The sequence below is a fragment of the Ignavibacteriales bacterium genome, from assembly GCA_015709675.1.
GTDB lineage: Bacteria > Bacteroidota > Ignavibacteria > Ignavibacteriales > Ignavibacteriaceae > H2-BAC3.
This window is the reverse complement of the sequence record CP054182.1, coordinates 1032048-1046241: the sequence shown is the minus strand read 5'-3', so window position 1 is coordinate 1046241 and position 14194 is coordinate 1032048. Positions and strand designations below refer to the sequence as shown.

12 protein-coding genes are annotated in these 14194 nt (G+C 42.1%); 7 read left to right on the top strand and 5 right to left on the bottom strand.

Annotation, left to right across the window (positions count from 1 at the left end; all coding sequences use genetic code 11):
• Positions 1-32: 32 nt before the first annotated feature.
• From HRU80_03820 to HRU80_03795, 6 genes are all read left to right on the top strand, one after another.
• Positions 33-920: a T9SS type A sorting domain-containing protein gene (locus HRU80_03820; GenBank protein QOJ28046.1), complete on the top strand. Its 888-nt coding sequence runs from the start codon at positions 33-35 to the stop codon at positions 918-920.
• A 96-nt stretch (positions 921-1016) separates the two neighbouring features.
• Entirely contained in the window at positions 1017-1904 is an 888-nt protein-coding gene (locus tag HRU80_03815; GenBank protein QOJ28045.1) for a T9SS type A sorting domain-containing protein, read from the top strand.
• Between the two features lie 241 nt (positions 1905-2145).
• Entirely contained in the window at positions 2146-2616 is a 471-nt protein-coding gene (locus tag HRU80_03810) for a hypothetical protein (GenBank protein ID QOJ28044.1), read from the top strand.
• Between the two features lie 11 nt (positions 2617-2627).
• On the top strand, positions 2628-3209 hold the full coding sequence (locus HRU80_03805; GenBank protein ID QOJ28043.1) for a hypothetical protein: 582 nt from the start codon (positions 2628-2630) through the stop codon (positions 3207-3209).
• Entirely contained in the window at positions 3206-4351 is a 1146-nt protein-coding gene (locus HRU80_03800; protein ID QOJ28042.1) for a hypothetical protein, read from the top strand. Before HRU80_03805 ends, HRU80_03800 begins: the two co-directional genes overlap by 4 nt.
• A complete protein-coding gene (locus HRU80_03795) occupies positions 4348-4989 on the top strand; it encodes a response regulator transcription factor (protein QOJ28041.1) in 642 nt (213 codons plus the stop codon). The genes HRU80_03800 and HRU80_03795 overlap by 4 nt, the downstream gene beginning before the upstream one ends.
• 151 nt (positions 4990-5140) lie before the next feature.
• Here HRU80_03795 and HRU80_03790 read toward each other — a convergent pair whose 3' ends face one another.
• The 5 genes from HRU80_03790 to HRU80_03770 form a co-directional block, all read right to left on the bottom strand.
• Positions 5141-5656, bottom strand: coding sequence for a hypothetical protein (locus HRU80_03790; protein QOJ28040.1), 516 nt, complete (start codon positions 5654-5656; stop codon positions 5141-5143).
• Between the two features lie 181 nt (positions 5657-5837).
• Positions 5838-6116: a transposase gene (locus HRU80_03785; protein ID QOJ28039.1), complete on the bottom strand. Its 279-nt coding sequence runs from the start codon at positions 6114-6116 to the stop codon at positions 5838-5840.
• A 595-nt stretch (positions 6117-6711) separates the two neighbouring features.
• Positions 6712-7485 carry a nucleotidyl transferase AbiEii/AbiGii toxin family protein gene (locus tag HRU80_03780; protein ID QOJ28038.1) on the bottom strand — a complete coding sequence of 258 codons (774 nt, stop codon included), beginning with the start codon at positions 7483-7485 and terminating at the stop codon, positions 6712-6714.
• Positions 7478-8098: a hypothetical protein gene (locus HRU80_03775; protein QOJ28037.1), complete on the bottom strand. Its 621-nt coding sequence runs from the start codon at positions 8096-8098 to the stop codon at positions 7478-7480. The genes HRU80_03780 and HRU80_03775 overlap by 8 nt, the downstream gene beginning before the upstream one ends.
• A gap of 358 nt (positions 8099-8456) precedes the next feature.
• Entirely contained in the window at positions 8457-10154 is a 1698-nt protein-coding gene (locus HRU80_03770; GenBank protein ID QOJ28036.1) for a tetratricopeptide repeat protein, read from the bottom strand.
• A gap of 242 nt (positions 10155-10396) precedes the next feature.
• On the opposite strand from HRU80_03770, the gene HRU80_03765 reads away from it, so the two are divergent.
• A complete protein-coding gene (locus HRU80_03765; protein QOJ28035.1) occupies positions 10397-14167 on the top strand; it encodes an FG-GAP repeat protein in 3771 nt (1256 codons plus the stop codon).
• The last annotated feature ends 27 nt before the right edge of the window (positions 14168-14194 follow it).

Below are 14194 nucleotides of genomic sequence, written 5' to 3'. Positions count from 1 at the left end.
GATTTGTTGGAAAAATAATTAAGGAAGTCAATTTGAAGAAGAGTATTTTGTTAATTACCATTACATTCATATTACTTAGTGAAAAATCTGTAGCACAACCAACCTTACCCAGAATTCAAATGCCATACGGTATAGGAAATGTGTGGATTGATGATATAGTGGACGGAAATGATAAAAATCGCTTTGAATACATTGATGATAACTTCATTATCGATTCAATTTCGTATTGGGTTTTGGAACGCAGAAGCTACGGGTACATGTCCCTGAAATATGCACGTATCCGACCCGACGGATACCATGTTGAACGTGTGGACAGCAATGTGATTGCCCCAAACTATGAATGGATACACTGGAAAGAAAATCCTCAGATAGGCGATCAATGGATTAACCAATGGTTGCACCAAACTTGGAGATATCAGATTATTGACATTTTTACAGCAGCGATTTATGGACAACCTGATACATTGTATGGACTAAGAATAAGTTTAGATGGAAATCCATATGAATTATTTGCTTTATACAGTTTAAAATTTGGAATACTATCCTATACAGCGGAATTTGAAACAACGTCTCAGTTGGGCTGCGTAATTAATGGAGTAGTTTATGGAGATACGACATTTTACCCATGGGTGAGTGTTCATGATGAGGTGATGGAATCCGATTACCGGCTTGAGCAAAATTACCCAAATCCGTTTAATCCGAGCACCACAATTCAATACGGCATAGAAAGCAAGGGGGAAGTAAGTATTGGATTATTTGATATATTGGGGAAAGAAGTTATGACCATTGAGCGGACATACCGGGAACCGGGAAACTATGAGGTACAACTGGATGCAAGCAGTTTAAGCAGCGGGGTATATTTTTATGTGATGAAAACGAATGGAAAAGTTTTTTCTAAAAAGCTGACTCTATTGAAATAGGAAATGCACGGGGCTTTCTATATATGAAAATACATGCAATAAAAAAGTTATATTTAGGAAGCCCCATTTGTTTGAAGAAAAATAAAGGAATGTGATGTGAAGAAGAATCTTATATTAATCACGATTGCAGCAGTAGTTCTGATTGCAAGAGCTGAGGCACAATCTACACCGAGAATACAGATGCCATACGGCGTGGGTAATGTGTGGGTGACCGACGTTGTGAATGGAAATGAGAAAGCACGATTCGAATATTTACCTGGTAAAATTATAATTGATTCACTTGATTATACTATACTTGAAGGTCGAAGTATACATCATGTATATAAATACTATACACGGGTCCGTCCCGATGGATATCACGTTGAAAGAGTTGACAGCAGCGTAATTGCACCAAATTATGAATGGATACATTGGAAAGAAAATCCCCAAATAGGTGACGAATGGGTTAATCAAAAAACGATTTACATGTGGCGTTATAAGATTACTGAAATACTTTTAGACCTAGTTTATGGACAGCCCGACACATTGTATAGACTTAGAATTAGTTTAGACGGAAATCCATATGAATTATTTGCTTTATACAGTTTAAAATTTGGGATACTCTCCTATACAGCTGATTTTGAAACTGACCGGCAAATGGGCTGTGTAATTAATGGGGTAGTGTACGGAGATACGACATTTTACCCATGGGTGAGTGTACGTGATGAGGTGATGGAATCCGATTACCGACTTGAGCAGAATTACCCGAATCCGTTTAATCCGAGCAGTGAGATACGATTCCGCCTGCCTGAAAGCAGTGAAATTGAGCTTGGGGTGTATGATATACTCGGAAACAGAGTAGCAGTTTTAGCAAAGGGGCAATATGAGCAAGGGAGCCATGGGGTGATATTTGACGGTGCTCATTTAGCCAGCGGGGTTTATTTGTACAAGTTGAGCTATGGCAGAGGGATGACCCTGACCAGAAAAATGACATTGTTGAAGTAAAATACGGGAAACCAGCTATGAGAGGCCGGTGTAAAGTTATGCCGGCCCCTCATTTTAAGGTCATAAAATAACAAAAGAGAGAATAACTAGGTATTTACTCCTATTGACGAAGTGGGGGATAAGTAGTAATATAGGCTAAAGCAGTTGTTTTTTTTTGTGTAGAATTAAAAAAAACCGGGGAACCGGGAAATGAGAAGTAAAAGGGCTTTTTATTCAATAAATATAAAAAAAAGGCGGAAAAATGGATTGGTGTACTTGTTTACGGGAAAGGTTAGCAGCAAAAGGAATCAGACTAACCACAGTGTTGTTTGCTCTACTCTTATTTGCGGGAGAAATAAATGGACAAATAATCGGGGAGATTTTCAGCAGAAGCGAAGGGGAGGCGAAGTTTGGGGCTGTTACCATGAGGGCCACTATGGAAAGCAGAATTCTGCTGAATGAGGCAAAAAGCAGACCATATTTAATGTTCGGGATAGCGGGGGGAGTGGTGGTGGTAGCCGATAAGGAGAGAAAAATTGTATATCCGGAAGGATTTGAATTACAAAATGAAAAGGTAATGATGATTTACAGCAGGGAAAGGATAGAGGAATTGCTTTTGAGAGGCGGGGAAGAAATTGTTTATGCAGAACAGCGAGAAAAGGCATTTACCTTGCGTTGCGGGGAGTTTATACTAGAGGTGGGAACGCCGTGTCCACCATATTGTTTGGAATAGCAGGAAAATAATTGGACAATTTATTGCCTAATGTATTTTTAATACTAAGCATTTTTACAGCTTACAGACAAAGAAGTGAAAAATACGGACCGATATTTTTTCTTTTTGCGTTAGGTGAGATTATTGCGCATATTTTTTTATTTGGACTCGGAATACGAGGGAACCACTGGTATATATTGCTTGGTGTGCCAGTGCTTTATTTTTTGCTTTTTGAGAAGCGAGAAAAAAGACATTACTATGTGATAGTTGCGCTAATGGTTTTGGTGTATTTTATTACTCCGACAGATTTGAAGTTGCAATTAATCATAATCGCCGGATTGCACTCGTTGATAACAATACTTGTGCTTAAAGATTCTTTTATGGACTTATTAAAGACCGGTGCTGTAAATCTTTTCTATATGGTATTTGTGTTCTCTGAACTTAATACAATAACAAGAATTATTGTAGGATTTGCAGGCGTGCCAATTTTTAAGGAGTATTTTCTGATATCTGGCTGGACTAATGTACTGTTATATCTTTACTTTTGCTACTACCGTCCAGGGGAACCGAAATTAACACTACGGATAACACGAGAAGAGGATTTACGCCATTGACCGATAATTTCAGTCTACTAAACCCGATCGTATTTTCTGCTGTGATGGTCCTTATGATATTCGGAAGTTTTGTGATTATGACAAAATACGGACTGGTGCCGAATAATTTGCGTCATACGGCAGAAAAAAAACAGATTAAGGAAGAAAAGGAAAAATACGGTAAGTTGTTTAATGAAATGTCGCCGATCCCTATTATATTGTTGAATAATGCAGGCCTGATAGTTTACCAAAACAGGGAAGGGAAGAGGATCGTGCAAAGTATCGAGGCGGCCAAAGGAAGTTCCTTTGGAGGGTTGATATTGCAGATTTTAGGTGAAGAGAGTTTTGAACAGGTCATACAGAGGGGGGCAGAACTGCAGTGTGAATATAAACAGGGAAATACGGTATATATAATAAAGCTGCAAGGTGTGCAGGAACACAAGTTTGCATATATTAGTTTGGTGGATATCAGTGACCGGACGGCCTTAGAAAGGGAGATACAAAAATTTAATGAACGGCTCCAGCAGAGTATTGAACGGGAAAGGAGGAGACTGGCAAATGAACTGCATGACGGACACGGACAGACGTTGACGAGTATCAGAATGTTGGCTGAAAGACTGCAGAAGAAGACAGCAGGAATGTATGACGGAGAATTAACAGAGATATTACGGGAAGCAGATCAGGGTATTGAAGAAATCTATGAAATGGTTAATGAGTTGAAGCCCAAACTGCTGGGGGAACTGGGACTGAATACAGCGTTACAATCTTTGGTAAACCAGGTTGCTAAAACAGCAGAATTAGAAGGGGAGTTTGTAAGCCAAATACCTGACGATTATCTGACGGCTGATGAAGAGATGCGTATATACCGGATAATACAGGAATTGACCAATAACATAGTAAAATATTCAAATGCAAAGCACTTTGGTGTGCAGCTTATCTGTCATGAAGGCATGGTAAATATCATTGTATCAGATGACGGGAAGGGAATGACGGAGGTACACCGTAACAGCAAGGAGGGGAGCGGATGGGGCTTGTTTAATATCGAACATCAGATAAGACAACGAGAGGGGCGTTTTGAAGTGGTAACAGGGAAGTTGTCCGGGACAGAAATATTGATAGAGTATCCTGCAGAAACAAAGGAGAAAAATGAGGCATCAACATGAAGATATTAATTGCAGATGATCATGCAATTGTACGTGCGGGGATATTAACCACCTTGCGGGAGAATGAACTTTTCACCGAGTTTCTTGAGTGCGAAACAGGCGAAGAAGCACTGCGAATAACAGATGAGCAGAACCCGGATTATGTATTTATGGATTTATCCCTGCCCAAGAAGCATGGATTGGTTGTGATACGGGAGCTGCGCCAAAAGGGATTTGACGGCAAAATAGTTGTCCTGACGTTCCATCAGGAAGAGGAATATATCTATAAATCCTACCAGGCAGGAGCGAACGGATATGTGAAAAAAGTGGCTGCGGTGAGTAACTTAAACCGTATTGTGGCCCGGATTGAAAAAGGTGCCCGATTTGCCGTTGAAGGATATGATGAAGAAGCATTGGAGAGATTGCTGCAAAGCTACCGAGGGAAAGTGACCGTAAGCCGGGAGTTTTACGGTGATGTGTTTTTAACTGCCCGGGAAAGAGAGGTTCTGAAAGGAGTTCTTGCAGGAAAAACAACGGCGGAACTGGCAGAGGATTTGGGTATCAGCATAAAAACAGTGAATATATACCGTGGGAATCTGCTTACTAAGTATGAGAGCAAAAATATGGCTGAACTTGCCGGAAAGGTGATGAAGGGGTGAGAAAAATTAATAAACTGATCAGGAAAGTGTTAGAAGTGTCGGTCATGACACACAGAAAATTCTTCGATTTAATTCTACTGATAGTTAATAGCATCTATTTTGTTTCTTGTAGACAAGAAATAAAAATAACAGTTTTGACTTATACCATTTGTTACGGCAATTTTTCTTTCAATAGTTCGAAAATGGGCTCAGAATCCGGGTTGGGGCTGGATTTTACACTAAAAGATTGACCTGTAACACTGTCTTCCAGGATCACCTCTTTGATTTCTCCCAATGCATCGGTTATTCTTCTTATGGAATACCCGGTTAAAATCTCCAGATACTTGCTCATCATAAGCGCGGTAAAGCAAATAAGTATATGTGACTTTACTGAGTCGCTGTTAAAGTGGAACACCGGGCGAGTAGCCAAATCACTCTTGGCAATTCGGAATGATTTCTCGATTTGCCTTAAGTCGTGATATCTTTCAATGATTTGTTGGTCACTCAGTTCTTTTTTAGGAATATTCGTATAGTATCCCTTAAGCCCCAGCAATGTTCTTGCCTTCTGCACCAACGGTTCATTGAGTATATATTCATTACACTTGTTTTTCGGCTTTACAAACTTCACATTTCTTGCTAATGTGGAGTTCTGGATTGACTGATTTGCCCGCTCTATCTGTTTCTCCAACTCATGCTTGTCCTTATGATATCTTTTCTGGCTGTAATGAACAGTTAATTCACTTTTGCTGATTTCACTCTCATAGTCTTCCTGTCCTGGCGCTGTATCTTGCTGTTAATTTACTCAATCATCTCACTCGACATATTTCCAGGTCGTGCACAACGATACAAGAAAATCCTTCCTTTACCAATTATTGAATGTTACTATTGCCAAGCATTGCAGCATCGGCAACGACAATTGGACGTTTTACAGAGTTGATTTCAGTGAAGTTTTTCAGTACTTTTAACATGGTCTTCCCTTCGAATGTGTTTCCGGAGAAAATCTCATAACTTAAGGGAAACCCGCTTCTGGTTACTATCAATCCTACAACAATTTGGGGCTTTTGAGGCTTGTTGTCTTTAGAAAATCCCGGTAACCGCAGCTCATCTCCCTTGAATGTCTCGAAATAAAGCGTAGTGACATCATACAACAGGATGGCAAGATCTTGTTTAACTAACCACCAGCTGAAGCTGTGGGTTATTGAATAAAAGATCGAGTTCCTATCACCTGTTTAATAAGGGGTTGTCTCATTAGTCAAAAAAGTGTGAAAGATGTTTCGTTTTTGATTAAAAAACGCAACATTTTTTTCAAAATAGGACTTATGAGACAGCCCCTTATTCCAAACCGATATCTCCACATGCATTCACGATGAATTTCCGGGGTTCTTCCGACCCTAGTTGGTGCTGCCTCTCCGTCAAAATTAAGCCCGATACATTGTGTCGGGCTTTTTCTTTTTAATGTGTGCGGCAGTCTTGAAATCACTTGAGGGTGTTATCCGCCGTGGCGGACTTCCAGGGTTCTCCCGACGAGTCGGGACTGACTCTCCGCGAGTTTAAGACCGAATTTCGGTTCGGGTTTTTTCGTTTCTTATTGCCATGGATAGTTTTCCTTCCGGGGTCCTCCCGACTCCAGAGGAGTCACAGATTGGTAGAAATTTAATTTCCCACACAACCCAACCAGAATCCGGAGGAGTCAAATGTTGGTAGAATTCGTTCAGCAAATAATCATTTGCGTTGGATAATTATTCACCTGAGTCCCTTTACAAATTCAGGGAACAGTTCTATTCTCTTGCTGTCTTCCGGCTGAATTAAAAATGGTTCAACATCTTTGACCAGACTGCTCGCGTCTGTTGCCTCAAGTTTTTGCATAAGCCGCTTTTTGAGTTCCTGCAGATTGGTTATTCCTGCTTTTTTGTCAAGATATCCATAATCCGGCAGAGTCAGGCCAAACAGGAACACAACATCATAGTAATCCCTGCCTTTTGGTGTTTTTCTGTTCAGCACTGCCCATAATTTTTGAGCCAGGAGAATATTTACCGGGGTGTAATATATACGGGTGAAAACGTCAAACTTATTAAGTAAAAAGGATTCCGGATGGTAATCATATTGCTGCGGTTCTGTGTCAAGCTGAATCAGTATCTTTTCTTCCCTGAAGCCGGAAAGACCGCTTCCGTATAATAAACCCGGCATCTTTATATAACAGCGGAAGGCAGCTCTGTGTACGGTTTTTATCTCTGCCTGATATCCTTCGTCTTCCAGCTTTTGTGCAATTATCTCTGATAGAGAATCAAACTCATCTGCTGTAAGATCCGTATTATCAAAATCAAGATCCTCTGAAAACCGGTTTGTTCCGAAAACGATTCGCAGACAGGTTCCCCCCATAAACCAGAGGCGTGAAGCATATTCAGTGTTAAAAATGATGCTCAGGATTTTATACTGCAGATATTCACGCAGGATATTTCTCTTGAAAGGTTTTTGATGTTCCGGATAGTAACGTTCAATGTCTGAAATCTTAATCATGCTCTCTGATGACCTTCTCTAATATATCAATTCTCTTTTCCAGTGCCTTATTCCGGAAAAGCTGCAGGTACTCTTTCATCTTATTCCAGTCCGTTTTCTCCATGATCTCGCCGGCATTAAATCTCATTCCTGATATTTTTTCCGGTGAATTAAGTCCGGGGTTAAGATAAAAGTAATCAATGATTGCCTTCTCCGGTTCCGCCATTTTAATAACTGTATTCTTCCAGTTCAGTAAAGTATAACCAAAGAAACAGCTTCGGCCAACGGTTCTGTAAGAAAATATAATATCAGTAAAACTGGTCTTCCAGGTCTTTCTGGTAGAAACAGCTGTTATACGGTAAACAGATTCCGGGATAAAACCATAAAAAGCAAAAGCGGACTCCAGCGAAATATATGATGGCTCATAAACCCTGCCGGAAAGATAATAGAGATACAGCTCGTCCACCCCGGCATCACTAAAAAGATAGATACCATTAGCAACCCGGGTAATATAGCCCTTCTTCTGCCACTCAATCAGCCGGTGGTGATAAACCTTTGAACTGAGCTTGGCAACATCACGGAGACTAAACGCCGGGAAATCCTTCAGCTCTCTGGAAAATTCTACAAAATTCATTGTATTTCTTTTTTATACTGTTTCTAATATAATAAAGAAATAGATATTGTCAAAATTTCAACATTTTGAGGTTTTCCCCCATAAAATGACCAAATCCGACTACGGAAGAGGAAGCAAATAGGTAGAATTCCGAATCATCCTCCAACCCCATCCCGACTCCGAAGGAGTCAAACATTGGTAGAAATCCAAATGAACTCACAATCCTATCCCGACTCCAGAGGAGTCGCATATTGGTTGAAATCAGAATTGCCCCACAGTCGAACGCCGACTCCAGTGGAGTCACATGTTGGTAGAAATCTGATTGGTAATTTGCGTTACCGGTATCGCCGGTTTATGCGCTTAAATTTCAGGGAATTTATCAGGTAATATTTTTTGCGTTCTTAATAAAAAATGACGGCGAAACCCCCGTAAATTTCTGGAATGCTTTGGTGAACGATACCCTGTTGCTGAAGCCGCATTTCTCCGCAATCCCATCAATCTTAAGATGCTGAAGTTCACCTGAAGTTATCAGATGAATTGCCTCTCTGACTCTCAACTCATTAACATATGAGTTGAAATTACTATTATACACGCGGTTGATTGCTTTTGAGAGATATGTCCTGTTCGTGCCGAGAATATCCGCCGCTTTGCCAAGTGAGATATCCTTATCAAGATACAGCTTATCTTGTGTCATCAGCCGCTCAAGATCGGCAATATTTTTTTCCAGCCGCGCTTCATCAATTTCTCCGGTGTTCTTTGTATCTTCATCGGAAAAGTCTGCGGCAGACAGTTCGTGGTGAACCGGGCCTTCGACTGCTTCAATATTCTTTTCCACAAGCTTTTTGTTAGCCCTGATCATTTTTATATAAAAATATCCGGTAATCAGCAGCGAAAGAGTTATTCCGGAAATAATGATGACAAGGAAAATTTGCTGATTCTTATAGTGTTCAATTTCCTGTATGTAGTGTTTATAATTATATTCCGCGAACGTATTCATATACTTCGCCTGATAGCGAACGGAATCCTCCCGGTTTTTTGCGGCAAGAAGCAGGTGAAGGTATTCATTCGCTTTAGCCTTATCGTTTAACAATCCATAGGTATCGGCCAGACCGTGGTACAGAGTAACCTGATTCCCGAAATCAGGGTATTGCTCATCAAGCTGTTTCGCTTTATTGAAATAAAACAAAGCGGAATCTGCTTCACCTTGTTCATAACAAAGCGATCCCTTCACGATATACAGCCCCGGCAATTCAGCTGTTTGTCTGAACCGGATGCTGAAAATTTCACCCAGAATAAAATGGTTTTCTGCCTCAGCGAATTTTTTTTGATATAATGCAACCTCCGCCATTTTGCGGTACAGGTAAGGCAGTCCGCTCGAATCCGCATAATTCATCTTTCTTGAGTTTAGAACAGCAAGCGAATGTCTGAATAGTTGTTCCGCCTCAGCAAACCGGTTTTGTTTGATGCGGATAAGCCCGATATTGTTATTAAGGGTAATATATCGCCAGGAGTTTTTGTCTTCATTATTTTCTGCAAGCACCTTACTGTATGTTTCCTCCGCAATATCATACTGCCCGGCGTAATAATGCAAGTCCGCGATCAGTTGCAGCACACCCCCCATTTTATATTCCGGCCCAAGTTCTTCCAGAAGATCCTTTGCTTTCAGCGCGTTGATCATAGCGGAATCCGTCATTGAATTATCACGGAAAGCGATCGCTTTAAACTCATATGCTGCTGACATCAGATAAGCATTCCCTTTATCTGAGGCCAGACTCAGGGCCTTATTGAGCATCCGTATCTTATCATTATAACTATGGAAGCGGTAGGAATGAATCAGCGTTTTAATATAAAGCGAGTTATTGTTTATCCCCGGCACAACGCGCAGCAGCTTTTCACTAAGCGATTTAGCAGAGTCGTAAGGCGCGGTGTACATGATCTCAATGAGAAGCTCTTCAAGTTCTCCTGCCTTTTGAGGGGGAGATTTCTTTATCAGGACAAGAAGGCTGTCAGGACTGTAGCTGCTCTGTCCGGAGAGCGCGGAGGATAAAAAACAGAGAAGAAGAAAAAATGTAATCAAATAAGACCGGCAAATGTAACATAACCAAACACTATCAGTTGACCTGATTCCGGGTTCAAATATTAACAAAAATCCTCTTTTTATAAAGAAAATTCGATAAGATTTATCAATTTTTACGGCTTTATTCTTTTAAGAACAGCCCTGCTGCTCTATTTTGCGCCGCTATTTGTTAGCCGTATTACTTCCCAAAAACCACAAAAAAAATCGAGGCAAAGTTGCGTTTATTCAAACGGTTGATATTCTTGTATGTAGTAGTAACTTTTGTAACTCTGGCAGCTGTAACATTTCCCCCTATTGATCTGGATGTATCCGGAAACACTCAAGATACTTTTTCTGAGTTGCTCACTGGTTCCGCTGGCACCGGGCATGAGCCCCCCTCTCCTGACGCAGTATCCAGGAAGCAGATAATCGGCCAGATCCCCGGGGGCGGTTTTGGCGCCTCAGTCAGCGGAGCGGGGGATATCAACGGAGACGGGCTGGATGATTTTATCATCGGCGCTCCCAACATTTCTTCGGATAAGGGGAGAGTTTATATTTATCTTGGTCCGGTGAGAGCGGCATCAGTTCCGTATGTTATTGACGGTGAAAACGCCGGTGACCTTTTCGGCTCGGCTGTAGCTATTGCCGGTGACCTGAACAGAGACGGCTTTGCCGATATCGTGATCGGAGCGAAAGGGTTCGGATCTTCCGCGGGGAAAACATATATCCTCTTTGGCGGAGAAGATATTGATGTGATTCCTGATTTAACCGTTACAGGCCAGACCGCCGGTGACCTTTTGGGATGCTCGGTTTCCTCTGCCGGAGATGTGAATCTGGATACATTTACCGACCTGATTATCGGCTCGAGTGGTTATAACAGCTCAGCTGGCAGAGCATATATTTTGCTCGGTGGTGCAAATATGAATAATACACCAGACATTATACTGAACGGCAGTAATGCCGGAGATAATTTTGGCTGCTCAGTATCGCTGACCGGTGATATTAACGGTGACACATACGAAGATGTAATCGTCGGCTCATCCGGACACAACAGCAATCAGGGGAAGGCGGAAATCTTTTTCGGCGGTGCAGCAATGAATAGCACCGCAGATATTGTTATGCTTGGAGAATCAGCCGGAGATTATTTTGGGCATGCAGTTGCACTGGCGGGTGATGTTAACGGTGATTACTATGCTGATGTTATTGTTGGCGCATACGGATACAGCTCAAACAGAGGCCGTGCATATATATATCTGGGTTCTTCCCAGCCGGACAATACAGCTGATTTCACTTTCACAGGAGAAACAGCGGGGGATTATTTTGGCTTTGCGGTAAGTTCAGCGGGAGATATGAGATCAGGCGGGTACTCTGATATTCTTATCGGGGCTCACGGTTACAGCGGGAACACAGGAAGGATATATGTTTTTTCCGGAGCGAAAGATATAAGCCCTACACCGCGGGAGAAAATAACCGGCGAAAATTCTAATTCGTATTTTGGCTATTCTGTTGCAATGGGGGGGAACTTTGACGGAGACGGCTACTCTAGCTTTATGGCCGGTGCCCATAATTACCTCAGTGCAAAAGGAATGGTTTACTTTTATAAAAACATGACTGTATCCGGCAACTCACCTGATTATATTTTTACGGACGGCAAGATTAACGCTGAATATTCCGAGACAATTTCGGGTGAGGGCGATTTAAACGGAGACGGTTATCCGGATTTTGCGGTGGTCTCAGCATTGTTCACATCTTCCGATACCGGAAAGATTTATATTTATTTCGGAGGGCCACTCTTAGATAATGTTGCTGACAAAATCATAAAAACACCTCAGCATTTAAGCTACTTCGGCGTTTCAATGTCATCCTCAGGCGACCTGAACGGTGATGGCTTCGCAGATTTAATAGTCGGAGGAAATCAGTACAGCACTGCCAACAACACGAACAGAGGCCGCGTATGGGTCTATCTTGGCGGAAGCAATATGGATACAATTCCTGATTTAATGATAGACGGCGAGGCAGCCTTGAATCATTTTGGTGTATCAGTCGGCCACATTGGTGATGTAAACGGTGATGGCTACGGGGACTTTATGGCCAGTGCATACAATTATGGAGGAGGTTTAGGCAGGATTTATCTTTATTACGGGGGCGCAGTTCTCGACGGAGTTTATGATTTAAAATCAACAGGTCCTGCCGCAAACGGATTAAGTTGGGGCAGGAGAATCAGCGGTGCGGGGGATGTAAACGGCGATGGTTTTGCTGATGCAATGTTCAGTTCGTATGGCTATAACAGCCAGGGCAGAGTATATATACTTTACGGCGGTGCAGCAATGGATAGCGTTATCGATGTTACGCTTACTGGTGAAGCATCCTCTAATCTTGGAATCTCACTTGCTTCAGCAGGGGATGTAAACGGCGATGGCTATGGCGATATTGTGGTAGGAGCCTCTACCTATTCTTCCAGCACGGGGAGGGCATATATTTATTATGGGGGATCTTCAATGAGCACCTCGGCGTCAGTCACTCTTACCGGCACAAGTGGTTCCAGGCTTGGTTCGGTGGTTTCAACTGCCGGTGATCAGAATAATGACGGGTATTCAGACATTCTGGTGACTTCCAGTCCAAATTCACTGCCTAATACCAGTCTTGTGCAGATTTATTACGGAGGCGCCAATATGGATTCTCAAGCCGATATCATAAGGTCATCATACGGATATGATTTGTTTGCCAGTTCCGCCGCCTATCTGGGTGATATTAACGGAGACAGGATGCCTGATTACATAATTGGCGCACCGGACAGAAGCAATTCAAATTTAGCGGGTAAAGCATATCTCTATTTGTCATATGCTCCTCAAACTCTTGTGCCCAAAATTAACTATATAAGAGACGTGCCCGGAGATGACGGCGGGCAGCTTACTGTTAACTGGCTGCGTATAGGCTACGATGTCCCGGGCGATACGGTGCTGAGTGAATATACGATTGAACGCACGCTCCCCGGAGGGATATTCGGCAACGCGTGGGAAGAGATTGCCTCGGTTACTCCCCGGTTTAATGTACGATACTCATATACCATTAAAACCCCGGTTGACTCAAACGCAAAAACCTCCGGCGTATATTATTACAGAATCGTTGCGCGGGGCGCGGATAAAAATGACTATTGGATATCAAACATGGTTCCCGCTTACAGTGTTGATAACCTTTCTCCCCTGCCCGTCCAGTATTTCAGCAGCCAGCCGGGCGGAAATGGTGTTACACTTGTCTGGAAAGAGAACCGCGAGAGCGATCTTTACGGATATTATATTTACAGGAGCAGCAACTCGCATTTCAATCCTGATAGTTTATCACCGATTGCAGTAACAAGAGACACAACCTATACGGACACTGCCCCGCTCGAAGGATCATTATATTATTTTATCCGTGCTCAGGATAAAAACGGAAACTTCAGCAGTGTGGTTTCTAATTCTAATAATCCTCTTCCCGTTGAACTCGATCTGTTTAGTGCAAGGATAAACGGAAAAAATGTTGTCTTAAACTGGAGAACGCAGACCGAGATAAACATTTACTCATTTACGGTTGAACGCAAAGTTTACGGAGATGTGAAATGGGATGAGATCGGAGAAGTTCAGGGTTCTATGAACAGTAACTCTCCCAAACGATATTCTTTTACGGATTATGGTGTACTGCCGGGAAAATATATTTACAGATTAGCCATAACAGAAACCGACGGATACAAAACCTATTCACCCGAAGCGCTGATTGACTTCGGAAATCCGCAGATTTACAGTTTATCGCAAAATTACCCGAATCCCTTCAATCCGTTGACCACGATTGAATTCAGTCTCCCTGCCGCATCGGCCGTAAAGATAGCAGTGTATGATATGCTCGGAAACAGAGTATCAGAATTATTAAACGAAAAAAGAGAGGCCGGATATTATTCTTTGCCGTTCGACGCATCAGCGCTTCCTTCAGGAGTATATGTTTACCGGATAGAAGCAGGTGAATTTACGTCAGTCAAAAAGATGACATTAATTAAATGATTTCAAGAAATTTGCAGAGCCGCGCAT

Coding starts and splice junctions, on each gene's coding strand:
- HRU80_03780 (QOJ28038.1), bottom strand. CDS start 7,485: ATGATTAAGATTTCAGACATTGAACGTTACTATCCGGAACATCAAAAA.
- HRU80_03775 (QOJ28037.1), bottom strand. CDS start 8,098: ATGAATTTTGTAGAATTTTCCAGAGAGCTGAAGGATTTCCCGGCGTTT.
- HRU80_03810 (QOJ28044.1), top strand. CDS start 2,146: ATGGATTGGTGTACTTGTTTACGGGAAAGGTTAGCAGCAAAAGGAATC.
- HRU80_03795 (QOJ28041.1), top strand. CDS start 4,348: ATGAAGATATTAATTGCAGATGATCATGCAATTGTACGTGCGGGGATA.